Raw genomic sequence first — 23,081 nt, 5'->3', positions numbered from 1 at the left:
TTAGCTGTCGCCATTGTAGCAAATATGAACTTGTTGGCAGTAACAACTGCAATTTGCTGATAAATTCTTTAAAATAGCCAAGCCTTTACTGTCCAAATAATATAATTACCCATAAGGAACCTACTACATGCGCCGCATATCGCCAGTACTGCAACAGGACGGAGTCGATAGTGACCTGATTTCACTGATTAAAACCATATTGGCCGCCTGTCGTGAGATATCATTTAGGGTTAGTCAGGGTGAACTCGCTGGGGTATTAGGTTCTACCCTTGGACAAAATATTCAAGGGGAAACGCAGAAAAAGCTCGATATTATTGCCAACGAATTGCTAAAAGAAGTTATTTTAGATACCGGCGTTGTTAAAGCTATTAGTTCAGAAGAAGAAGACGACACGGTCGCGGGTAACCCTGATGGAAAATATTTGGTGACCTTTGATCCATTAGATGGCTCGTCAAATACCGACATTAACAGCTTAATTGGCACTATTTTCTCAATTCTACCTGCGCAAGCAGATAAAGCTGCCGAAGACGCCAGTCAGTTTTTACAGCCAGGCAGCGCACAGCTTGCCGCAGGCTATGTTCTTTACGGCCCCTCGACCATGTTGGCCTTAACCACTGGCAAAGGCACACGGTTATATACCTTGGATAAAACCTATGGCGGTTTCTTACTCACCGAAGAGCAAGCGGCTATTCCCAAATACACCGCTGAGTTTGCCATTAATATGTCTAACCAGCGTTACTGGCAACCTGCCATGCAGGCCTATATTGATGATCTGCTTAAAGGCAAAGAAGGCCCGCGCGGTAAAAACTACAATATGCGCTGGATAGCGGCGATGGTGGGTGATGTGCACCGTGTATTATGCCGAGGGGGTATTTTTGCTTACCCACGTGATACTAAAGATGCCAACAAGCCTGACAAACTGCGACTAATGTATGAAGCCAATCCAATGAGCTTTCTGGTAGAACAGGCTGGAGGTGTCAGCTCTACCGGTTACGAACGCATTATGGATATTGTACCAACCGACATACACCAGCGCGTTGCGGTCATATTAGGCTCCAAACACGAAGTAGAAAGCTGCGTTGCCTATCACAAGTAATAGCCATTTTTATCGCTGGCGCTATAATAAGCGCCAATTTTAACGAAACATTTTTATAATCTTGTATTAAAACCTAAGGATCAGGCCATGAGCTTAAGCGATGTTGCAGCAGGTAAAAACCTGCCAGAAGAAATTAACGTAATTATTGAAATTCCGGCCAACGCCGACCCAATTAAATACGAAGTTGATAAAGATACTGGCACCGTGTGGGTAGATCGCTTTATGGCCACACCTATGTTTTATCCATGTAATTATGGGTTTGTTAATCATACTTTATCGCTTGATGGTGACCCGGTTGATGTATTGGTGCCAACACCATACCCACTGGTTCCTGGTGCAGTGATAACATGCCGCCCTGTTGGTGTGTTGTTTATGTCAGACGAATCAGGCGAAGATGCAAAAGTTATCGCCGTACCAGTAAGCAAACTCACCAAACTTTACGACCATATTCAAGACATCGGTGATGTAGATGAGCTGCTGAAAAAGCAAATCCAGCACTTTTTTGAGCGATACAAAGAACTTGAAGCCGGTAAATGGGTGAAAGTAAATGGCTGGGGCGATGCTGCAGCCGCTAAAGCTGAAATCATGACGTCCTTTGAACGGGCAAAAAAATAATCGACTCTAATTTGACCAAAGCCCGGAATATTACGGGCTTTGTTTTTTCTACCTATCAATTCTAACAACAACAAGCATTTGCGAAATTAAAGCACTATACTAACTTTAAACAAATTCTAATAATGTTCCATCAATATCACAGAGGCCTGCAGTATGGATGTGTTACGACGTCTGTCTATCGCGAAGAAAATCTACTTAATACCATTAATTGGTACACTAAGTTTTGTTATCTACCTTATTTTGGCAAGCAATACCGCCCTAAATAACGTAAAAACGCTGGAACAAACCCGAGATGTGCAGTTTCCGGTTTTGCAGGCATCGCAAAGCTCGCTAGTGTTGCTTGAACGAATAAAAGATTCATTGGCAAGTGCTGTCACCACTGGTGATGAGGAAGCACTGACTGGTGCAGCAAACTTCGGCAAGCAGTTCGCGGAAGGTCTTAACACCATAGCCAAGCTTAATAACGATTACGGAACTCCCGTTAGTAAAATTAGCCAAAGCTACGACGCTTACTACCAGGTAGCGTATAAAGTCTCACAAGAGATGATCAACAATACGGCAGATTACAGTACGCTGCCGCAGCGCTCAGAGAAAATGAATGCTGACTACGACACAACCGAGAAACTGTTGACACAATTCCGTGACCAAAGGCTGCAACAGTTTACGACCAGCATTGATGACGCTAGTGAGCAAGCGGGTAGATTAATCTGGGTAGGCGTTATTATGGGTGCCATCACCTTTATCGCACTGTTTGGTACCGCTTTTCCAGTAGCTAGGGGCATTCAGAGTAGCTTAGGTAGTATGATTAGCTCACTGCAGAGTTTAGCCAAAGAAGACGGTGATTTAACCGCGCGAATTCACAGCGACAATAAGGACGAGTTAGGTGACTTAGCTCACTGGTTCAACACCTTTATGCAAAAGCTTCAGCACGTTGTTAAAGACATCATTAATACGGCAGTGCCGCTGTCTGCTTTAGCAAAGGATTTACGCGAGCTCACTGACGACACCAATAAAACCATAGCCCAGCAACGTAATGCGGCAAATCAGGCTAAACATGCCGTTGACGACATGAGTGCCAGCGTGGTGGCAGAAGTTAACAGTGCAAACGAAGCTGCCGCTGCAGCCACTCAATCAAGCGAAGCGGCAGGCCAAGGCCAGCAAACTGTAATCTCTACAGTACAAAATATTCAGCAGTTAGCCGGTAATGTGCAAGACGCATCCGACGTTATTATGCAGCTTGAAAAAGATGCGAATCAGGTTGGCACAGTACTTAGCGTAATTAAAGGTATTGCTGAACAAACAAATCTGCTGGCACTGAATGCCGCGATTGAAGCAGCCAGAGCCGGTGAACAAGGACGAGGATTTGCTGTTGTAGCTGACGAAGTTCGTACTTTGGCATCTCGCACACAAAAATCAACTGAGGAAATTCAGCGTACAATTGAACAACTGCAAACTGCCGCGCGTCTCGCGGTGCAGAAAATGCAGCAAAGTACCGCTCAAGCCGATAATAGTGTGCAGTCAGCAAATCAGGCTGGTGATGCGTTGCAAATGATCACCAAAAGCATTACTCAAATTCGCTTAATGAATCAGCAGATTGCAGATGCTACAGATGATCAGCAAAAAATGGCGAGTAATATTGTCCATCACGTAGACGAAATATATACCAACACCGAGCACAGCTCCGAAAGTGCTAACAATATTGCTAAAGCCAGTAGCGAGCTCGCGTCACTGGCACAAAATTTAGAAAATATTACCCGCCTATTCCGCGTTTAATAATAGTGCAGTGAAAAAAGCCGGTTTTAAACCGGCTTTTTTATCCATAATGAGCAAAAAATTAGTAATAATTATCCGGCAACGCTATGCGTGCAACACCCGAGGCAACAGCGGCCTCGGCTACCGCTTTAGCAACCCGCGGTAATAGCCTGGGATCCATAGGTTTGGGGATAATATAGGTTTTACCAAAACTCAGCTCACTGACTTTAGCTGCAGTTAGCACTTCCTGTGGTACCGGCTCTTTAGCAATACTACGAATGGCGTTTACCGCCGCTAACTTCATTTCATCGTTAATCACACTGGCACGTACATCCAGCGCACCACGGAAAATAAACGGGAAACACAAAACATTATTAACCTGGTTCGGGTAATCTGAACGGCCGGTCGCCATAATAATATCATTGCGTACGGCATGGGCCAGCTCTGGCTTAATTTCAGGATCTGGATTCGAGCAGGCAAATATAACCGGCTTTTCAGCCATCAGTTTTAGCGCTTGCGGAGGTAATACATCTGGCCCAGATACACCGACAAAAACATCCGCGCCTGACAACGCGTCCTCTAGTGTGCGTTTATCGGTATTATTGGCAAACAACAACTTGTACTGATTTAAATCGTTGCGGCGGGTATGGATAACGCCCTTAGTATCTAGCATATAAATGTGCTCACGCTGGGCGCCACATTTAATTAAGAGCTCCATACAGGCTATCGCCGCTGCTCCTGCTCCCATACAAACAATAATGGCACTTTTAATGTCTTTACCCTGGATTTCAAGTGCGTTTAGCATGCCTGCTGCAGTAACAATAGCAGTACCATGTTGATCATCATGAAACACTGGGATTTTACAACGCTTAATCAGTTCTTTTTCTATCTCAAAGCACTCAGGTGCTTTGATATCTTCCAGATTAATACCGCCAAAAGTGTCGGCAATATTAGCAACCGTATTGATAAACTCCTCTGTCGTGCGGTGAGAAACTTCAATATCAATAGAGTCTAGATTTGCAAATCGCTTAAATAATAACGCCTTACCTTCCATAACGGGTTTAGATGCCATAGGCCCTAAATTCCCCAAACCCAGTATTGCCGTACCATTAGTAATTACTGCAACTAAATTTCCTTTAGCGGTGTACTTATAAACATTATCAACATCAGCCGCAATTTCCCGTACTGGCTCAGCAACACCAGGGCTATATGCCAATGCTAAATCAGTTACAGTTTCAGCAGGCTTGCTAATTTCAATACTGATTTTACCTGGCTTAGGGTAAGCGTGGTAATGCAATGCTTGTTCTTTGAAATCTGACATCTGTTCTATCCTGCCGTTTGTTGTAGGTCGCGCAACGTTATAGTTATGATATTACGCTTGAGGGTGGCCTATTCTAAAGATCCGTTTGCTTGAAGAGAACCGGAATCGGTCTGATCGTACCAGCGTAAAAAACGCTACTCTGCAATACCACCTTAGTCGTAATCAAGGTGTTTATAGCAAGTTACGTGGTGATCGCCAACCCCTTGAAATGGCCGTTTGTACAAATTTTAGAAACATAACTATTCGCTTTGCATATTCATGGTAAAACGGTGCCAAATCATGCAGATAGAAACGCGATATAATTGCGTAATTATAAATTTTTACCGGTACCCGCTTTGAACTAACTACTTGAAAAATAGGCGTATAGCCGTCTATTTAGTGATAAAGTTAGTTGCATAACAGCTAAATACACGATTTTTAATATATTTTTTTGCGTAATATTGATTATTTGCTCAAAAAACACCCAACTTGATAGACAGGTATAAAAAAAGCACCTTGCGGTGCTTTTTTTCGTTTGGCTATGCTGGAACCGCTTAACGATTGCCCAGTACAGAGAAACGTTTTTTGAAACGGTCTACACGGCCGCCTACGTCTAACACTTTCTGCTTACCAGTATAAAACGGGTGACATGCAGAGCACACATCCAAGTGGATGTCTTTGCACAGTGCAGATTTAGTTTTGAATGCATTACCGCAAGTACAGGTTGCAGTAATTTCTTTATATTCTGGGTGAATACCTGGTTTCATGGCTTACCTCGTTAGGCCGTATCGCTATCTGGTCAAATTAGTTGCCAGACACCATACGTAATTACAGTTAAATTAGGGCGCGTAGCTTAATTGATAGCCGCTTAAGTTGCAATACTTGAAGCCGTTGCAGGATAAATTTTGTTTTACTTGGCATTTAACCGGGCTGTCCTTACACTTGATAGCTGCTTTTTAATGGGAACCTGCTGTGACGGTAGTACGCGTGGCCCTGCCGGTGCCGCTAAGAAAACATTTTGATTACATTATCAGTACAGAGCTGTCGCCTCATGTGGGCTGTCGCGTACTGGTCCCTTTTGGTAATCGCAAACTAGTTGGTATTATCTGGCAAATAGCACCGGAAGATGGCTTTGACGAAACAAAACTTAAAACCGTAATTAAACTTCTGGATATTGACGCCGCATTGCCGCCATTGTTGTGTCAGCTATTAAGCTTCGCTGCAGATTACTACCACCATCCGCTTGGAGAGGTACTGATAAGTGCCCTGCCTGCGTTATTACGTGAAGGCCGGGATCTAAGCGACTATCAACCTAAAGCTTATCAACTCACCCGCAGCGGTAAACAGCTTGATGCCAGTGCGTTAAAACGTTCGGTCAAACAGCAAGCGCTTTGGCAAGCTTTACAGCAACATCAGCTTACCGAATCGGTAGTGTTACAGCAACACAGCCGCAGCACATTAAAACAATTGCTAGATAAACAAATAGCAGAAGAAATCATCGTACCGCCAATACCCTTCATTGCACCTTTAAAAGCACCTAGTGGACTTAAATTAACTGCAGCTCAAGCATTGGCAGTGACAGCGGTGCATCAGGCATACGGTCGGTTTGAACGCCTCTTACTCGAAGGGGTTACCGGGTCAGGTAAAACTGAAGTGTATTTACAATGTATTGCCAGCTTATTGCTTAAACAACAACAAGTACTGGTTATAGTTCCGGAGATTGGGCTAACCCCACAAACCCTGGCAAGGTTTCAGGCCCGCTTTGATGTACCTGTGCTCTGCTGGCACTCTGCCCTTACTGATAGCGAGCGATTACATTGCTGGTTGCAAGCCAAAACAGGCGCTGCAGCGATAATTATAGGCACCCGTTCAGCGTTATTTTTACCCTTTTGGCAACTGGGTTTAATTATCATCGATGAAGAACATGATCAATCACTAAAACAGCAAGACGGTTTTCGCTACCATGCCCGAGATTTAGCGATAAAACGTGCCGCGCTGCAGCACTGCCCTATATTACTTGGCACTGCGACACCAAGCTTAGAAAGTTTACACAATGCGTTGAGCAAACGCTTCATTCACCTACCCTTGCCAGACCGTGCAGCAGGCCAGGCCCTGCCAAAATTTGAACTCGTAGACTTAAAACAGCAAGTACTGCAATTTGGCTTGGCTAGCCAGACTCTGAATCAAATAAAACAACAACTTAATCTTGGCCTACAGGTGATGTTGTTTCTTAATCGACGAGGCTTCGCGCCAGCGCTTAGCTGTCAGGAATGCGGCTGGTTAACGGAATGCCATCGCTGTAGCGCTTTTACAACCTATCATAAGCAGAGCCGGCAATTGGTTTGTCACCATTGTGGAGCCAGTAAAGCCATTCCGCGCCAGTGTGGAGGCTGTGGTAGCACACAACTTAAGCCGTTAGGCCAGGGCACAGAGCAATTAGAAGAAAACCTGCAACAGTTATTTCCAGATACAGCTATTACCCGACTTGACCGAGACAGCACAAGACGTAAAGGCGCGCTAAATCAAGCCTTGGAAGATATTCATCAGCCTGGAGCCAGATTGATTGTCGGCACCCAAATGTTAGCAAAAGGGCATCATTTTCCGAATGTAACCTTGGTGGTGATTGTCGATGTAGATGGCGCTCTCTATAGCAGTGACTTTCGCGCACCTGAGCAGCTGGCACAGTTACTTACGCAGGTTGCCGGAAGGGCGGGCCGAGGTAATACTGGTGGCACAGTGCTACTACAAACACACTACCCAGAGCATGCACTACTGCAAGATATCATTCAAAATGGCTATGCTTCTTTCGCTCGTAGTGCCCTTGTTGAGCGTGAGCAAACCCGACTCCCGCCGTTTCAGCATTTGGCATTATTCAGTGTCGAAGCACATCAGGCCGATCATTGTCAACAGTGGCTGCAACAGTTAGCCGAATGCGCAAAACAATTTCCTGAATTGCAATTACTTGGACCTATACCAGCACCATTAGAGCGTCGGGCGGGTAAATACCGTTGGCAGCTTCAACTGTACAGTGCAGCCCGCGGGCGCATGCATCTGGCACTGGACAATTTGTTGAGTAACCTTGCACGCTGGCCGCTTAGCCGAAAAGTAAAGTGGCAGCTCGACGTAGATCCCACAGACCTAACTTGATCCAAGCTGTGCGAGCGCGTTTTGTTTCTTTTTTCATTTAACCTTGTAGAATAACGCGCAATGTTGAAGTAAGAGTACCAGCCGTTTTATGTCGCAAAAAGACTATGTAAAAGCCAGCCGGCCTAAGGCCAAACCGGCTAACAAGCGCCCCGCTCGCAGAAATACTAAAGCCACTGCACAAAAGCCACGCTTACCTTGGTTTATTTTAGCTATCACCATGGTGCTAATTTGTGGCTTCATTTATTTTTTATGGTTTTTAAATCAACAGCCTGCATCAACAACGATAGTAGAAAAACCCGCGCCGAAAATTACTAAACCTCAGGATGAATTACCAGCCAAACCAACGGAAGAGCCTTATCAATATATTAAAGAACTCGAGAACAAAGAGATAAAGGTTGAAGTTACCGAGCAAGTATCAGGCGGACCTTACCAGATGCAATGTGGCTCTTTCAGAGAGCAACAGCAGGCTGAAAGAATGAAAGCACAGATCGCTTTTGCCGGCTTTGCATCACAAATCCGTCGCACAGACGGCAGCAATGGTGTTTGGTTTCGCGTGGTACTGGGACCTTATGAATCAAAACGTCAAGCCACTGCAGATCGTAACCGGCTGCGCCAGCAAAGCATTAATACGTGCCAAATCTGGAACTGGTCTTGAAATATCAATAAAGCAGCCACACTTATGCCCTAAGTTGATCACGCCATGGGGCTTATTTTCATGACTACTATTGTTTCTGTTCGCCGCGATGGCCATGTCGCTATCGGTGGTGATGGCCAGGTTTCACTCGGTAACACGGTAATGAAGGGCAACGCACGTAAAGTACGTCGCCTCTATAACAACAAGGTTATCGCAGGTTTTGCCGGTGGCACTGCCGATGCTTTTACCCTCTTTGAACGTTTTGAAGCCAAACTTGAAATGCATCAGGGCCATTTAATGCGCGCTGCAGTTGAATTAGCGAAAGACTGGCGCACCGATCGCATGCTACGCAAACTGGAAGCCCTACTCGCTGTTGCCGATGCACACACCTCATTAATCATTACGGGGAATGGCGATGTAGTGCAACCAGAGCAAGATTTAATCGCCATCGGTAGTGGTGGCCCATATGCTCAAGCTGCCGCCACTGCGTTGCTAAACAACACTGAGCTTAGTGCACGCGATATTGTCGAAAAAAGTCTGACCATTGCCGGTGATATCTGTGTTTACACCAATCACCATCAGACCATTGAAGAACTATAAGTAGGAATCCTATGTCTGACATGACCCCAAGAGAAATTGTGCACGAACTCGACCGACATATTATTGGCCAGAATAAAGCAAAACGTGCAGTCGCCATTGCCCTGCGTAATCGCTGGCGCAGGATGCAGCTGGATGCAGCGCTGCGCCAGGAAGTCACACCGAAAAACATTCTGATGATAGGGCCTACCGGCGTTGGTAAAACTGAAATTGCCCGCCGCCTCGCCAAACTCGCCAATGCACCATTTATTAAAGTAGAAGCGACTAAGTTCACAGAAGTGGGTTATGTCGGTAAAGAAGTGGAAAGCATTATTCGGGATCTGGCAGACAGTGCAGTAAAAATGTTTCGCGAGCAGGCCATAGAGAAAAATCGCTTTCGCGCTGAAGAAGCCGCAGAAGAGCGTATCTTAGATGTATTGCTGCCTCCGGCCAAAGAAGTCTGGGGCGAAACGGATAATAAACCAGCAACAGACAGTAACACGCGCCAAGTGTTTCGCAAAAAACTACGAGAAGGCCAGTTAGATGAAAAGGAAATTGAGCTCGACTTAGCTCAACCAAACATCGGCGTAGAAATTATGGCCCCCCCAGGCATGGAAGAAATGACATCGCAGCTTCAAAGCATGTTTCAAAGCTTGGGTAGCGAAAAAAAGAAAAAGCGTAAGCTAAAAATTAAAGACGCGCTAAAACAGTTAATAGAAGAAGAGGCCGCCAAGTTAGTAAACCCTGAAGAGCTTAAAACTCAAGCACTTGAGGCCGTAGAGCAAAATGGTATTGTGTTTCTGGATGAAATTGACAAAATTTGTAAGCGCGGCGAAACCAGTGGCCCCGATGTATCTCGTGAGGGTGTACAGCGAGATTTACTGCCACTCATTGAAGGCTGCACAGTAAACACTAAACATGGTATGGTTAAAACAGATCATATTCTGTTTATTGCCTCTGGCGCCTTCCAAATGTGTAAGCCATCTGACTTGGTGCCGGAGCTACAAGGCCGTCTACCAATAAGGGTTGAACTAGAAGCCTTAAGTGCGGCAGATTTTGAGCGTATTTTAACTGAGCCAAGAGCTTCATTAACGGAGCAATCAATTGCTATGCTGGCGACAGAAGGTGTGAAACTAAGCTTTAGCGATGATGGCATCAAAAGCCTTGCCGCTGCAGCCTGGCAAGTCAATGAGACAACAGAAAATATTGGTGCACGCCGCCTATACACCGTGATGGAGCGCTTGCTGGAAGAAATTTCATATGATGCAGCCGACCACGCGGGTGAGCACATTGAAGTCAATGCAGCCTATGTTGAAGAGCATTTGGGCGCATTGGTTAAAGATGACGACCTAAGTCGGTTTATTCTATAACGATGAAAAACAACAGCACGCAACAAGATAACTCAGTGATCGTTACTAAGCTGCACTATCACCAAAAACGCCGTGAACTTGACGTTATTTTTAGTGACGGCGTTATGGCATGCTTTAGTGCAGAGTTATTGCGTGTGCTCTCGCCATCTGCTGAAGTACGTAGCCATGGTAGTGCCAAACTAGTGAGCAATAAAAAACAGGTAGCGATCAGCAAAATACTACCTGTTGGCCACTATGCAATAAAATTGGTGTTCGATGATGGCCACGATAGTGGAATATACAGTTGGCTTTATCTGCATCAACTGTCCCAACATAAAGAGGCACTTTGGCAGCAATATCTGGATAAATTAGCCGCCGCAAATGCAAACCGCGATAGTCTTATCGCGGTTCGGGTAAAACCTTAAAGTACGGTGTTAAAATATCTAGGCTTGAAACCGATCAACAGACTGATGCAGTAATGCGGCTTGCTGCGCCACTTCTTCACTAATCGACGCATTGTGCTTAGCATGTCCGTAGGACTCATCTGACAAATCACGAATTTTCACCACGTTTCTATTCACCTCGGCCGCAACATGACTTTGCTCTTCAATTGCCGCGGCTATTTGTGTGGTCATATCCATAATATTACTGACGTCCTGAGTAATTTCAGTTAGCAACTGCATTGCCACATTCGCCTGCGTTGCGCTGTCTTTCCCATCCTGACGACATCCTTGTATAACCTGCACAATATTACTGGTTCGTCCTTGTAAGCCGTTAACTATCGCTTCTATTTGCCGTGTTGACTCCTGGGTGCGCATCGCTAAGTTTCGCACTTCATCGGCAACGACGGCAAAACCTCGCCCTTGCTCTCCAGCGCGCGCAGCTTCAATAGCCGCATTCAATGCCAGTAAATTGGTTTGCTCTGCAATGCCACGTATAACATCAAGCACTGAGCCAATAGTTTTACTGTCTTGCTCCAATTCTGCTACTACATTGGTCGCATCCTGCAAGCGTTCTGATAACGCATTAATGCGTTGCACCGTTTGTTGAACCTCGCCTCGGCCAGATTGCGCATTTTGGTTGGTTGAATCTGCTTTTGCTGCCGTCATCTCTGTGTTGCCGGCAATCTCATTAATTGTCGCGCCCATCTCGGTCACGGCAGTAGCAACCATGTCGGTCTCATTCTGTTGCTCTTGCATCCCTCTGCTGGTGTCGGCTGTAGAACGCGCTAACTCATTCGTTGCCACATCCAACATTTCAAGAGCCTGGTTCACCGTTTTAATCAGATCCTGAAAATCTGTTAGCATCGCATTGAAATCTGTTGCTAAAGCTGTCATTTCATCATTGCCTGCAACTGCAACGCGCAGGCGAAAATCATTATTATTGCGAATAAGACCAATAGCGCGACATACATCCGTCAACGGGGCTAAAATACTACGGCTGGTTAGCGCTACCAATAGCAATACACTAAATAACACTACGGAAAAAATAATTAAAGCAAGCCGTTGTGTTGCACTAACAGAAGCGCTAATCGCCTCGCCGGTTTTTTGCTGCAACACTTTAAGACTGCTCTCCGTACTTTGAATTGCCACACGCATCTCACCCGTTGCCGCCTCAGATTCGCTCAAACCAATTTGTTGCATTGCCTTTACTAAAGTCCGGAAACTCTGCTCGTAGCTTTCAGCCAAGTTTTTACTCGTACTATCTGTGCCTATTTGCTGAGAAAACTGCGCATAAATATTGTCAAACCGTTCAACATAAACCATATCTTTGCGTAATAAAAAGTCTTTCTCTGCTCGTCTTAGTTGTAATAATGATATCGTTAGACTGTCTTGCTGAAGTACGTCCAATCTATCTTCCAATTGTTGTACGGTATTGCGAAGCGTGCCAAGAACACCAGACTGAGGGTCAAGTCCAATAGTCTGCTGTAGCGTCACCAGTTGGTTAAACCGTTGTTTATAAGTCGCGGTAAGTTCAGAAAACGTATTAAGGGGCTGTTGCTCGATTGCATGGCGTTGCAGCAATTCATTCAATTCAGAAACATGCTGTTGCATGGTGTCAAAATGATCATTAAGGCGCTGCTGATACTTAAGTTCGGTGCGCGCCATAAAATCTTTCTCGTGTCGTCGAAACATCAACACATCGGTACTAATTTGCTCTACAAGTTGCTGTGTTCGGGCTAAACTGGTCAACTGCGCGCTTTGATAGAACAAGATCCAAAGCATGATACCCATGGCAACCACAAGGGCACCACCATTAACAAATAAACGCTGCTTAATCGAGAATTGCCTCAATACACTCATCAATACCACCACTTTTATGAACAACTACTCAAATGATAGACCAGCTGAATAATAAAGCATACGAAAGTTATGCACTTAGGATCATCCTTGTAAAAAATAGGCCGTAATGCAACTTACTGCACCCAAAATGGCTCCAGCAACAATATCAAGCGGAAAATGCACACCGAGAAAAATACGAGACAAACCAATACACAATGCCCAACCAAGAACTAAAGGCAGTAGTGCCGGAAAATACAATACGACAGCTGTTGCAAATACAAAAGCACCAGCGGTGTGCCCCGAGGGCAGGCTAAATTGATCTGATGGCACAATGTAGGCATCAACGGTTGTGGTTAAAACATCAGCTGGCCGCGCCCGTTTTATACCGTTTTTCAGTAAAATATAAAGTGGAAGTTCTATAGCAAAACCGCAGAGCAACAACTGAACAAACTGATGGCAGCCTGTCACTTCAAGATAGACTAAGGTCACTGCAAGTAGCAAATACAGTGGCCCGTCGGCAGTTTTTGACAGCCAATAGCTAGCGCTCAAAACCGCTTGGGAAGAACTGCGATTAAACAGTCGGCAAAAATATGCATGATCCCATTGTTCAATTCGTTTTAGCAACACAAGTCAGCCTCGCAAGCTGCATTCTCTAGATAGAGGCTAGCTTGGCTTTATGAAACTATGATGACAACTGCCGCTTGCAATATATGATAGCATCTGACTCAGTTAGTGGTTTTGAGAAATGATAACCTTGCACAGCATCGCATGACATTGATTTCAAAAGATCTAATTGAATACTCGTTTCGACACCCTCTGCAAGTATGCGCTTGCCCAAACCATGCGCTAGTTTGATCATGGTTTTTACGATCATCATGTCGGAATCATTTCCTGCCATGTCCATAACAAAACTGCGATCAATTTTGATTTTGTCTATCGGCATGCGGCGTAAATAAGCTAGAGAAGAATAACCGGTACCAAAATCATCTATCGACACCCGGATCCCCATCTGCTGGAGCTCCATTACATGGTTGGAGCCTTTTTCCATATCATGCATGGCGGTATTTTCAGTAATTTCCAGCTCTAACAACTCTGGCGACACTTTATACTGCATCAAAAGTTCTTGTATTTTCTGCTTTAAGCCATCTTGTTGAAAATGTAGCGGCGACATATTCACCGCAAGGGGCACGTGCAATCCAAGCTGCCGCCATTCGCTGATAGTTTGTATTGCCCGCTGCAAGATCCAAAAGTCAAGTTGACGACTAAATCCCAGTTGCTCAACAAAAGACAAGAACTGCCCCGGCATCAGAAATCCTTTTTGTGGATGCTGCCACCTTACCAATACTTCAAACGCATCCAGCTGATTTGATCGCAAATTAATCTGTGGCTGAAAATACAACACAAACTCATTTTTTTGCATAGCGGCTAACAGTTCACTTTCCCAACTGATTAAACGCGCAGTTTCATCTTCCATACCGGCACGATATGCCAGGTTTTGACTTTGCAGACGTTTTGCCTGATGAAAGGCGATATTGGCTTTTTGTAATAAGCTTTCCGCACTGACAGCGTCCTCAGGCGCACTGGATATGCCAATAGTGCAGCTTAGCTGGAGTTGCTCACCTGCTAATTCAAAACTTTTCTGTACCAGTTGTTGTAAATGACGTAAGGCAAACTGAAGCTGTGTTTCACTGTTTATGTCGTTCAATGCCAGTGCAAAAATATCCCCCCCTGTTCGAGCGATAAGTGCGGGCTTTAAAATACTGCCTTCAAATCTTTTGTTGAGCTGCCGTAGCAAGATATCCCCCTGCTTTAACCCGACAGACTCATTGATAGTTTTAAACTTGTCCAAACCAAGCATAAGTACATGCAATGGTTTTTCTGATGCAATTTGCAAACGTTCTTGCAGCTGCACTAAAAACGCATCACGATTCAACGCGCCGGTTAACTGATCATATCGATTTAAATAACGTGTTTTTTCAGTTAGCTGTAAGTTTGCAGTCCGCTCATGTTCATGTAACCAAATTAGCAGTGCAAGTCCTACGCTGCAGAGCAATACTAGCTCGACACTTTTATAAACCAAGGCGACTTGGATATCTTGCATCTGCTGAGCATTAACCAACTGTAGAATCGCGTAACCAACGTATAATAAACCCCAAAGCGATATAGCTACTGCAGCAAGTCGTTGTCCAAGACTTTTATCCAAACGCTGCAATAAACTTACAGCAGCGGTTAGTAAGAGTATGCCCATTAACAGGAGCCGGAACTGCCATTGGAAGTATTGCTGCCAGCTTTCCAAAGCCGCTACGATGCTAAAGGGTAAAACGCTCAAGGCCGCCACGCCGCAGATAAAACACAACAACTTGCGTGCTGTCCAATCGGTCAGTATATGCGCTTCACCACTACGGGTTTGCAACATGCCGCGAACTAAAAAACTAGCAAAACTGTAACTGCTCACGATGATGAAGAATTGAAATATATCCCGAAGCGCGGGATGAAAACTAAACACCAATTGCATCAAAATCATGCTTTGATAAAAAACAAAAGCAACAAATGCTAAAAACCATGAGCGAATAAAATCTTGTTGATAAATTCGACTTAAATTCCAAAGCAGGTAGCTAACCAGTATGGCAACACCCAATTCGGTGAGAAAAATTGTCAATCGGGCAAAGATTTCAGCTGCCACGCAGATCACCGGCTAGTAATAGTTATCTCCACACCTTAACAAATAAATCAGTACACAGACAATACGCCGACAGCCTGAATTGGTCTAAAAGCCAATAATAATAATAGTTTGAGCTTAATTCAGTCAGCGCTATACTATAGGCCAATTCAGCACGTCTTTATCGGAGCAAATGATGGAATACAACACTTCTGAATTATGTGATCTTTACGCCGATTTAGTTGATGTGGTCGAGCCTATATTCGCTAATTACGGCGGAAGACGTTCGTTTGGCGGTCAAATACACACTGTAAAATGCTTTGAAGACAATGGTCTGGTGCGTCAGATGTTGAGTGATCCCGGTGTAGGCAAAGTATTGCTTATTGATGCCGGTGGTTCCGCCCGACGCGCTATTCTTGATGCTGAACTCGTATCCATCGCTGCCAATAACGGCTGGGAAGGTATCGTCTGTTATGGCAGCGTTCGTGATCTTGATCTGTTAGAAGATTTTGATATTGGCATTCAGGCAGTTAATGCCATCCCAGTGGGTGCGGATGATAAAGGTTTTGGTGAAACTGAAGTGCCGGTAAATTTTGCTGGTGTCACGTTTTTACCGGGTGATCATCTATATGCAGATAGCACTGGTATTATAATGTCACCAGATGCGCTGGATATTGAATAGTCGTTAGATTTAGTATGTTAATCCCCTTTACTCAGGCTGATATTGCACACTACTGTACATCGCGTAATGGCGAAACGCGTATTGGTCAATCCATCAGTCTGGTAAACCCCAACCAGCAACTCAGTGAACAGTTAAACACAGCAGTAGCTGATGGGTGTCGCTACGTATTACTTGGCATTCCTGAAGATATTGGCCCACGTGCAAACCTGGGACTTGGTGGCGCGGATTTAGGCTGGTCAGCCTTTTTGTTAAAGTTTCTCAATTTACAAAGTAATATCTTTATCAATGCAGAGCATATTTTACTATTGGGTAGCATTGCCTGTGATGATCTACAGCAACAAGCTCTAGGTTTGTCAGCTCAGGATGAGTCACAGCTGCAAAAATTACGTCACTTAGTATCCATAATAGACTCACGCGTTTATGCAGTGGCAGAGCAAATTTTTGCTGCAGGCATGTACCCTATTATTATTGGTGGCGGCCACAATAACAGTTACCCGCTGCTGAAAGCACTTAGTCACAACTCAGCACAAGCTGTAAATGCTGCAAATTTAGACCCTCATGCCGATTTCAGACCATGCGAGGGCCGACATAGCGGCAATGGTTTTAGTTATTCACATGCTGACGGCTATTTACAACACTATTTTGTACTGGCGCTGCATGAACTTAAAAACTCTGCAGCCACATTGCAGCAACTGCAAGCCGCAAATGCAGATCATTGTAGTTATCAGCGTATATTTGTCAGGCAGGAATTATCTTATCAGCAAGCATTAGACCGATGCATTGATTACGTGGTTCAGGGCACTGGTGATATTGGTATTGAACTTGATACTGACAGTATTAACCTTATGCCGGTAAGTGCCTTTACCAATTGCGGTGTCAGCGTTCAGGCTGCTGAGCAATTTGTATTTCAACTTGCAAAGCTGCCGCGCAGCCGCTATTTGCATCTTGCAGAAGCCGCTCCAGCCCAGCACCCAGCGGGGTTAGTTGCGGGTAAAAATGAAGCTGGACAGATACTCTCGGCACTGGTATTTGCCTTTATACAAGGAAAACAGCATAAAGCTAGTGCCCTTTAGTATGACGTTCCTGCCATTGCTTTAACCACACTGCAAAACCACTGAGTTCAAAGGGGCGAGAATATAAGAAACCTTGTGCGCGGTTACACCCCATACGCAGCAACTTTTGTTCGACTTCAAGTTCTTCCACCCCTTCGGCAATCACGCCTAACTCCAGATTACGAGCGACATCAATAATGGCATTGGTAATTGCAGTATGGGTATCTGACTTATGCAAATCACCAATAAAAGAACAATCAACTTTAACGTGTTGCACTGGCAACTGACGTAAATGCGCCAATGACGATAAACCGGTACCAAAGTCGTCCAGCGCCAACACGACACCAAGCCGATGTAAACGTCGCATCATACTGATTGACTTATCGGGATCTGCCGCAAAAGCGCCCTCCTTAATTTCAAGCATCAATTGCTGAGGTTTAACATTGTATTTCTCCAATAACAATTCCAAACTGTCTATAAGCTCATCTTGTAATAAATCTTTACTGGAAATATTCACCGCAATTTTGCTGACCAGTTTAGCTTTGTCTAAAGTAGCAATCATGGCAATGGCTTCATTAAGAACCCATTGAGTTAAAGGGTATATAACACCACTTTCTTCCGCCAGTGCCAAAAAACTGCTCGGTGTCATTAACCCTCGGCTAGGATGACGCCAGCGCACATACACTTCTCCAGCCAACACTTCCTTAGTACGCATATCAACTTGTGGCTGAACATACAGCGCTAGCTGACCTTCAGTAATAGCGCGACGTAACTCAGACATCATAATCAGTTTATCGCTGCTGTAACTAAGCATACCGGCATTAAATACCTGACTATGCCCTTGCAGCGTACTATGATGTTGCAAGGCTAAATAGGCTCGCTCCAATAACTCATTTAATTGTGTACCATGTACCGGGTAATGCGTAATACCGCAGTGCAGCTGATAATCGACCGCACAACCATGCACTATCATAGGTTCAGGCACACATTTCTCTAAACTGTCTGCGAGGTATTCCGCTAAATGAGGCTGATCACCACTGTCTAACCAAACCGCAAAACTCACCCCGCCTAAATGACACAAACGCACCGGCAACTGCTGACGAAATTCAAACGTTAATGCCTTGTCGGTCGTTTTAAGCTGTTCATTGATGCGATAGGCTATTTGTGCCAACACTAAATTACTGTTGCTGTGGCCTAATAATTCATTAATCTCATCAAACTGACTTATTTTTAACAGCAGTAAAGAGAAATGTTGCTGTGGTGCACGTTTTAATAATTCGTCCAGTTGCTGTTGTAAAAAAAATTTATTAGGGAAACCACTGATATCATCATGCAATGAGTAAAACCCTAGTAATGATTTCGGTTTAGCCCGGTTGGCTTTACGCAATTTATTAACGGTAGCACGCAACTTCACAACATAGCTAAGAGCAACTAATAGCAATACTACAAGTACGCTAATAACCGGCAACGACTCAACACCAGCATCTGCCGCTAATGGACCGCAAAAGAGCGCAAGACTAAACCATCGACATGCCACAACCCTACTCCTGCATTTTCAATCTGATTAGATTAATCTAATTAGCGTCGTTGTAAAGCATATTAAAAATCACCTTTAATATCTTTACCATTAATAATCAACTGCTTGAGTGAGTTAACACCAAACTGATAACACAATTCTGCGGGTTGCATAACATCATAACAAGCAAAATCCGCTTTTTGTCCCGTTGCTAACGTACCTCGGTCGGTTAATCCTAACGCTTTAGCTGCATGCCGTGTTACACCCAGCAAGGCTTCCTCTGGCGTAAGCCTGAACAAGGTACAGGCCATATTTAGCATCAAGGGTAATGAGCATAATGGCGACGTACCCGGGTTCAAATCTGTGGCAACTGCCATAGGCACCTTGTATTTGCGCAATAAATCAATCGGCGGCAGCTGGCTTTCACGCAGAAAATAGAACGCACCGGGCAATAATACTGCGACAGTACCGGCTGCGGCCATCGTGACCACACCGGCCTCATCGAGAAACTCAATGTGATCTGCAGATAAACCACTAAACTCAGCCACCAATGCACTACCGCCTAAATTAGACAGTTGCTCCGCATGAGCTTTTACTGGCAAACCTAGTACCTGAGCTTGCTGAAACACTTTACGGCATTGGTGGGTAGAAAAACCAATACCCTCACAAAACACATCGACTGCATCAACTAAACCCGCCTGCTTTAACAACGGCAACATTTCACAGACAGTATCGATATATCCTTCAGCATCACTAGCAAATTCGACAGGCAGTGCATGCGCGCCTAAAAAAGTTTTTTGTATTGAAACCGGATGGTATTGATCCAGTTGTGCAGCGACTTGCAAGATTTTTTTTTCTGATGCGAAATCCAGACCATAACCAGATTTAATTTCTACGGTTGTAACGCCCTGCGACATCAGGGTATTCAATCGTTTCTTTGCTGCAACAAACAGTTGCTCATCACTGGCCTGACGGGTTGCAGTAACCGTGGATTTTATGCCACCACCGGCGGCGGCAATATCCTGATAGCTGGCACCATTTAAACGCATTTCGAATTCGTTCGCCCTGTTGCCACCGAAGATAAGATGGGTATGACAATCAATAAATCCTGGCAACAACCATTGCCCTGCAACATCGTATAACGGAGTGCCCAAGGCATCGAAATCTGGGAGTTCAGCCCTGCTACCAATATATGCAATTACACCGTCTTTAATCGCAAGTACGCCATTTTCAATAGCTCCATACGGCTTACCATTTTCTGTCATCGTTGCAATATTGGCGTTAACCCAAATGGCGTCAAACTGCTGCATATTTAGCTCCTGCAAAGCATTTTTAATTAATGTTACACCAACAGCTTGTATATACAACAAAACTGATTTAATTTTTATACCCTTAAGTGGGAGGAAACATGGCCGTTGCTAAATTTGCTGAAATAAAAGAGTACATGTTAAGCCAGATAGAAATTGCTGCCTGGCCTGAGCATAGTCGTGTGCCGTCAGAAAATGAACTGGCAGAACAGTTTAGTGTTAGCCGAATGACTGCACGTCGCGCGCTGCAAGAACTTACAGAACAAGGTATTTTGTACCGTACTCAAGGGGTTGGCAGTTTTGTGGCCGCGTTAAAGTCACAATCATCCTTATTGGAGATTCGTAATATTGCTGATGAGATCCAAAGTCGCGGCCATGCTTACAGCGCATCTTTATTGCAATTGACGGAGTTACCCTGCCCGACAATTATAGCCACCGCACTGGGATTAAAACGCAATGAGCCAGTATTTTTTTCTCTGATTGTTCATTTAGAAAACAATCAACCACTGCAGCTGGAAGCGCGTTATGTTAGCCCACTGTTAGTCGCTGAGTATCTGCGGCAAGACTTTAATCAGCAAACACCGCACCAGTACCTCAGCCACATCGCGCCATTGACCGAGGCAGAACACACCGTGGAAGCCATTTGGCCTGACGACTTTACCTGTAAACACTTAGCACTAAAAAAAGCTGAACCCTGCCTTCGTCTTACCCGACGCACATTCAGTCGTGAAGGTGCCGTAAGCTTGGCCTATTTAACCTCACCCGGTAGCCGTTATCGTTTGGGTGGCCATCTAAATTTTTCATTCTCGAGCAACTGAGACGCTATCGGAATTCAGCCCCGTTCAAACCCACGCCGTTGAGCAGGTAGGATCGAAATAGCACCATTTTGGTGCTACTGCCTCATATTTGCTCATTTTCCTTTTTCTGGCTAGACCAGTTAATGTTTCTTTGCTAACGTCAAGTTGTTTAACATGTCTCTAATGTCTATGTTTAATACACTTCAACCGTGCGGAGTTTTGCATCAGTGAGAACATTAAAAGTCGCCCACAAAGTTATCATTGGCTTTGGCTTTATCGCTATCTTACTCTTACTTTCTAGCGGCTCGGCGCTTTATAGTTTCTCTGCCGTGTCGAGTTCAAGTGAATTAGTAAACCAACAAGCAGTTCCGGTTCAGCAGCAAAGTAATGCAGCTCAGATCCAATTGCTTAAATTGGCGAAACTATCTGCACTAGGCTACACCGCTGAAATAGATTCAGACATAGAGAAATCTCAACAACATTTTAATGCAGGTAGCCAACAATTGCGGAAGCAAATTGCTGCGCTTACTCAGCTTACCGCTGCAGAATCATCCTTCACCCAAATCTTGACCAGTATTGACAACCGTTACCAACAGTATGCTGAAGCTGTCAGCAACATGTTTGAAGCTCGTACTCTGAGCATCGCCACTCAACGACAAGTTGACGCTGAATATGCTCAACTCGAACAACTTATTGATAATATTGGTGCAAATTTACTTGATATTTCCTACCTGGAACTACCTGGTGGGGAAGCTCAAATGGAACTTATTGCGGGCAGTGCCAATAGAATTGATGGGCAATTACTTGGCTTACTCAATACCTTAAAGGAAGTGGTAAGTTACAATGAAATAGCGGCGGCTGAATCTGCACAAGAAAACATCAGCTTCACGCTAAGTGATATGCAAGTCAATATCGACTACATGGCGAATCAGGTGTCTAACCAAAACACTGATGGATTATGGCAAGGTGTAACTGAACAACTAGTATTGTTAACCAACAGACTTGAAGCAACAGACAGTCTTGCGCAATTAAAGTTACAGCAGGTCAAGTCGCAACTTACAGCTCGAACACAGTTAAATCTATCGGAACAAAGAATCGAGCAAGTGATAACTGAGCTAGATAATTTGTTGGCTGCAGCCGATAAGCAATTTAATCAACTGCAACGCAATGTATCCGAAACTGTCAGTTTCGGCAGTACCCGTACACTTAGCCTAATGTTAGTTCTTATCTTATTAGCTATCGTGGCAGCATACCTAACAATTAATGCCATGTTGCGTCCACTTAGCGGTATCAACAAAGTATTAGGTGACATCGCAAAAGGCGATTTTACCCGCAAACTCGACATCACAAATAAGGATGAATTCGGCGCTTTGTCAGGAAAGGTCAATAGTCTGATAAGCTCACTCAGTGCACTAATCACTAACATTCAGCAAAACGCCAGCGAACTCAATAGTAATGCAAGCCAGTCAGCCTATGAAGTAGGTGAAATAAACGACTCGTTGCAACATCAGCAACAGCAAATTGCTGCAGTAAACCAAATAACACGCCAGTTAGCAGATAGCACTCGTGATATAGCAGAACAATCTGCAGACACTACGCACGCCATGCAACAAGCTTTGGAGCAAGGTAAACATATTGACTTAATAGCTGAACAAAATAACGTGTTGATTAATCGGTTAGCGCAGCAACTAACGTCAACCAGCTTAGTCATGAGTAAAGTTAACGATGAAGCCAACAATATTGGTGGTATTCTGGCAACCATACGCAGTATCGCGGAGCAAACGAACTTACTGGCACTGAATGCAGCCATTGAGGCGGCACGTGCCGGTGAGCAAGGAAGAGGCTTCGCCGTAGTTGCCGATGAAGTTCGCTCTTTGGCTGGCAGAACTCAACAAGCGACTGATGAAATTCGGCAAATGATTGAAACACTTCAAACACAGAGCAAACAGGCCGTTACCGCAGTAACAAGCGGCAAATCTGACGCTGATAGCTGTGTCGCCCAAACCTTAGAGCTTGTTTCTGCGCTATCCTTGGTTACAACTGCAATAGCTAAAACACAGGATATTAGTAACCGGGTCACTGCCGCGACTGAAATTCAGTTAAGTCTTGGTAATACTATTGACGATAAGATGCAGCAAATGGTTGAAGTTGCTCATGTAAGCAGTGAAAAGGCGGAGCGAACGTTGCAGCACAGTGATGGCATATCTAATTTGGCGGTTGCTTTACAACAAGCGGCAAAAGCGTTCAAAATCTCGTAATAGTGCTCCCATCCATGGCAACACCTTTTGCCAGTTTTAACTAAATAAAAGGGCTGGAC

19 protein-coding genes are annotated in these 23,081 nt (G+C 44.6%); 12 read left to right on the top strand and 7 right to left on the bottom strand.

Going from position 1 to position 23,081, the window contains the following annotated elements; translation table 11 throughout:
* Positions 1 to 127: 127 nt before the first annotated feature.
* The 3 genes from ORJ00_RS16575 to ORJ00_RS16565 all read left to right on the top strand — a co-directional run bounded on the left by ORJ00_RS16575 (position 128) and on the right by ORJ00_RS16565 (position 3,484).
* A complete protein-coding gene (locus tag ORJ00_RS16575; protein WP_305975163.1) occupies positions 128 to 1,096 on the top strand; it encodes a class 1 fructose-bisphosphatase in 969 nt (322 codons plus the stop codon).
* Between the two features lie 87 nt (positions 1,097 to 1,183).
* Positions 1,184 to 1,711 (top strand): inorganic diphosphatase, encoded by a 528-nt coding sequence (gene ppa, locus ORJ00_RS16570; protein WP_027670302.1) that lies wholly within the window; start codon positions 1,184 to 1,186, stop codon positions 1,709 to 1,711.
* A gap of 153 nt (positions 1,712 to 1,864) precedes the next feature.
* Positions 1,865 to 3,484 carry a methyl-accepting chemotaxis protein gene (locus tag ORJ00_RS16565; RefSeq protein ID WP_027670301.1) on the top strand — a complete coding sequence of 540 codons (1,620 nt, stop codon included), beginning with the start codon at positions 1,865 to 1,867 and terminating at the stop codon, positions 3,482 to 3,484.
* A gap of 61 nt (positions 3,485 to 3,545) precedes the next feature.
* Here the strand turns inward: ORJ00_RS16565 and ORJ00_RS16560 are convergent, their stop codons facing one another.
* Complete coding sequence (locus ORJ00_RS16560; RefSeq protein ID WP_027670300.1) at positions 3,546 to 4,784, bottom strand: malic enzyme-like NAD(P)-binding protein; 1,239 nt, start codon at positions 4,782 to 4,784, stop codon at positions 3,546 to 3,548.
* A 533-nt stretch (positions 4,785 to 5,317) separates the two neighbouring features.
* Positions 5,318 to 5,530, bottom strand: a complete 213-nt coding sequence (rpmE, locus tag ORJ00_RS16555) for a 50S ribosomal protein L31 (RefSeq protein ID WP_027670299.1) — start codon at positions 5,528 to 5,530, stop codon at positions 5,318 to 5,320.
* A 205-nt stretch (positions 5,531 to 5,735) separates the two neighbouring features.
* Between rpmE and priA the strand changes: the two genes are divergently transcribed.
* The 5 genes from priA (at position 5,736) to ORJ00_RS16530 (ending at position 10,894) form a co-directional block, all read left to right on the top strand.
* Positions 5,736 to 7,910: a primosomal protein N' gene (gene priA / locus ORJ00_RS16550; RefSeq protein ID WP_027670298.1), complete on the top strand. Its 2,175-nt coding sequence runs from the start codon at positions 5,736 to 5,738 to the stop codon at positions 7,908 to 7,910.
* An 88-nt stretch (positions 7,911 to 7,998) separates the two neighbouring features.
* Entirely contained in the window at positions 7,999 to 8,565 is a 567-nt protein-coding gene (locus tag ORJ00_RS16545; RefSeq protein WP_027670297.1) for an SPOR domain-containing protein, read from the top strand.
* Positions 8,566 to 8,625: 60 nt separating this feature from the next.
* Positions 8,626 to 9,144 carry an ATP-dependent protease subunit HslV gene (gene hslV, locus ORJ00_RS16540; protein WP_027670296.1) on the top strand — a complete coding sequence of 173 codons (519 nt, stop codon included), beginning with the start codon at positions 8,626 to 8,628 and terminating at the stop codon, positions 9,142 to 9,144.
* Positions 9,145 to 9,155: 11 nt separating this feature from the next.
* Positions 9,156 to 10,490 (top strand): ATP-dependent protease ATPase subunit HslU, encoded by a 1,335-nt coding sequence (gene hslU / locus ORJ00_RS16535; protein ID WP_027670295.1) that lies wholly within the window; start codon positions 9,156 to 9,158, stop codon positions 10,488 to 10,490.
* A 2-nt stretch (positions 10,491 to 10,492) separates the two neighbouring features.
* Positions 10,493 to 10,894, top strand: a complete 402-nt coding sequence (locus ORJ00_RS16530) for a gamma-butyrobetaine hydroxylase family protein (RefSeq protein WP_051219743.1) — start codon at positions 10,493 to 10,495, stop codon at positions 10,892 to 10,894.
* Between the two features lie 18 nt (positions 10,895 to 10,912).
* On the opposite strand, the gene ORJ00_RS16525 is transcribed toward ORJ00_RS16530, so the two are convergent.
* The 3 genes from ORJ00_RS16525 to ORJ00_RS16515 all read right to left on the bottom strand — a co-directional run bounded on the left by ORJ00_RS16525 (position 10,913) and on the right by ORJ00_RS16515 (position 15,434).
* Positions 10,913 to 12,772, bottom strand: a complete 1,860-nt coding sequence (locus tag ORJ00_RS16525) for a methyl-accepting chemotaxis protein (protein ID WP_306140375.1) — start codon at positions 12,770 to 12,772, stop codon at positions 10,913 to 10,915.
* A gap of 81 nt (positions 12,773 to 12,853) precedes the next feature.
* Entirely contained in the window at positions 12,854 to 13,378 is a 525-nt protein-coding gene (locus ORJ00_RS16520) for a phosphatase PAP2 family protein (protein WP_305975156.1), read from the bottom strand.
* Between the two features lie 55 nt (positions 13,379 to 13,433).
* Positions 13,434 to 15,434: a putative bifunctional diguanylate cyclase/phosphodiesterase gene (locus ORJ00_RS16515; RefSeq protein WP_306136602.1), complete on the bottom strand. Its 2,001-nt coding sequence runs from the start codon at positions 15,432 to 15,434 to the stop codon at positions 13,434 to 13,436.
* 172 nt (positions 15,435 to 15,606) lie between these two features.
* Here ORJ00_RS16515 and rraA point away from each other — a divergent pair, with 172 nt between their 5' ends.
* Both rraA and ORJ00_RS16505 read left to right on the top strand, forming a co-directional pair.
* Entirely contained in the window at positions 15,607 to 16,092 is a 486-nt protein-coding gene (gene rraA / locus ORJ00_RS16510) for a ribonuclease E activity regulator RraA (RefSeq protein ID WP_027670290.1), read from the top strand.
* 14 nt (positions 16,093 to 16,106) lie between these two features.
* Positions 16,107 to 17,165, top strand: coding sequence for a formimidoylglutamase (locus tag ORJ00_RS16505; RefSeq protein ID WP_027670289.1), 1,059 nt, complete (start codon positions 16,107 to 16,109; stop codon positions 17,163 to 17,165).
* Here ORJ00_RS16505 and ORJ00_RS16500 read toward each other — a convergent pair.
* Positions 17,152 to 18,681, bottom strand: a complete 1,530-nt coding sequence (locus tag ORJ00_RS16500; protein WP_305975152.1) for a putative bifunctional diguanylate cyclase/phosphodiesterase — start codon at positions 18,679 to 18,681, stop codon at positions 17,152 to 17,154. The genes ORJ00_RS16505 and ORJ00_RS16500 overlap by 14 nt on opposite strands.
* 62 nt (positions 18,682 to 18,743) lie before the next feature.
* A complete protein-coding gene (gene hutI, locus ORJ00_RS16495) occupies positions 18,744 to 19,970 on the bottom strand; it encodes an imidazolonepropionase (protein WP_305975150.1) in 1,227 nt (408 codons plus the stop codon).
* A 98-nt stretch (positions 19,971 to 20,068) separates the two neighbouring features.
* Here hutI and hutC point away from each other — a divergent pair, with 98 nt between their 5' ends.
* Together hutC and ORJ00_RS16485 are read left to right on the top strand one after the other, a co-directional pair.
* Positions 20,069 to 20,785, top strand: a complete 717-nt coding sequence (gene hutC, locus ORJ00_RS16490) for a histidine utilization transcriptional repressor HutC (RefSeq protein ID WP_305975148.1) — start codon at positions 20,069 to 20,071, stop codon at positions 20,783 to 20,785.
* A 206-nt stretch (positions 20,786 to 20,991) separates the two neighbouring features.
* Positions 20,992 to 23,022: a methyl-accepting chemotaxis protein gene (locus ORJ00_RS16485; protein WP_306140374.1), complete on the top strand. Its 2,031-nt coding sequence runs from the start codon at positions 20,992 to 20,994 to the stop codon at positions 23,020 to 23,022.
* The last annotated feature ends 59 nt before the right edge of the window (positions 23,023 to 23,081 follow it).

The organism is Rheinheimera baltica (assembly GCF_030731985.1).
Lineage (GTDB): Bacteria > Pseudomonadota > Gammaproteobacteria > Enterobacterales > Alteromonadaceae > Alishewanella > Alishewanella baltica.
The sequence above is the reverse complement of the archived record's forward strand: the minus strand, read 5'-3'. Positions and strand labels throughout refer to the sequence as shown.

Bases quoted from the DNA above. Each gene is read 5' to 3' on its own strand.
- ORJ00_RS16575 (WP_305975163.1), top strand. From the start codon at position 128: ATGCGCCGCATATCGCCAGTACTGCAACAGGACGGAGTCGATAGTGAC.
- ppa (WP_027670302.1), top strand. From the start codon at position 1,184: ATGAGCTTAAGCGATGTTGCAGCAGGTAAAAACCTGCCAGAAGAAATT.
- ORJ00_RS16565 (WP_027670301.1), top strand. From the start codon at position 1,865: ATGGATGTGTTACGACGTCTGTCTATCGCGAAGAAAATCTACTTAATA.
- ORJ00_RS16560 (WP_027670300.1), bottom strand. From the start codon at position 4,784: ATGTCAGATTTCAAAGAACAAGCATTGCATTACCACGCTTACCCTAAG.
- rpmE (WP_027670299.1), bottom strand. From the start codon at position 5,530: ATGAAACCAGGTATTCACCCAGAATATAAAGAAATTACTGCAACCTGT.
- ORJ00_RS16545 (WP_027670297.1), top strand. From the start codon at position 7,999: ATGTCGCAAAAAGACTATGTAAAAGCCAGCCGGCCTAAGGCCAAACCG.
- hslV (WP_027670296.1), top strand. From the start codon at position 8,626: ATGACTACTATTGTTTCTGTTCGCCGCGATGGCCATGTCGCTATCGGT.
- hslU (WP_027670295.1), top strand. From the start codon at position 9,156: ATGTCTGACATGACCCCAAGAGAAATTGTGCACGAACTCGACCGACAT.
- ORJ00_RS16530 (WP_051219743.1), top strand. From the start codon at position 10,493: ATGAAAAACAACAGCACGCAACAAGATAACTCAGTGATCGTTACTAAG.
- ORJ00_RS16525 (WP_306140375.1), bottom strand. From the start codon at position 12,772: ATGAGTGTATTGAGGCAATTCTCGATTAAGCAGCGTTTATTTGTTAAT.
- rraA (WP_027670290.1), top strand. From the start codon at position 15,607: ATGGAATACAACACTTCTGAATTATGTGATCTTTACGCCGATTTAGTT.
- ORJ00_RS16505 (WP_027670289.1), top strand. From the start codon at position 16,107: ATGTTAATCCCCTTTACTCAGGCTGATATTGCACACTACTGTACATCG.
- hutI (WP_305975150.1), bottom strand. From the start codon at position 19,970: ATGCAGCAGTTTGACGCCATTTGGGTTAACGCCAATATTGCAACGATG.
- hutC (WP_305975148.1), top strand. From the start codon at position 20,069: ATGGCCGTTGCTAAATTTGCTGAAATAAAAGAGTACATGTTAAGCCAG.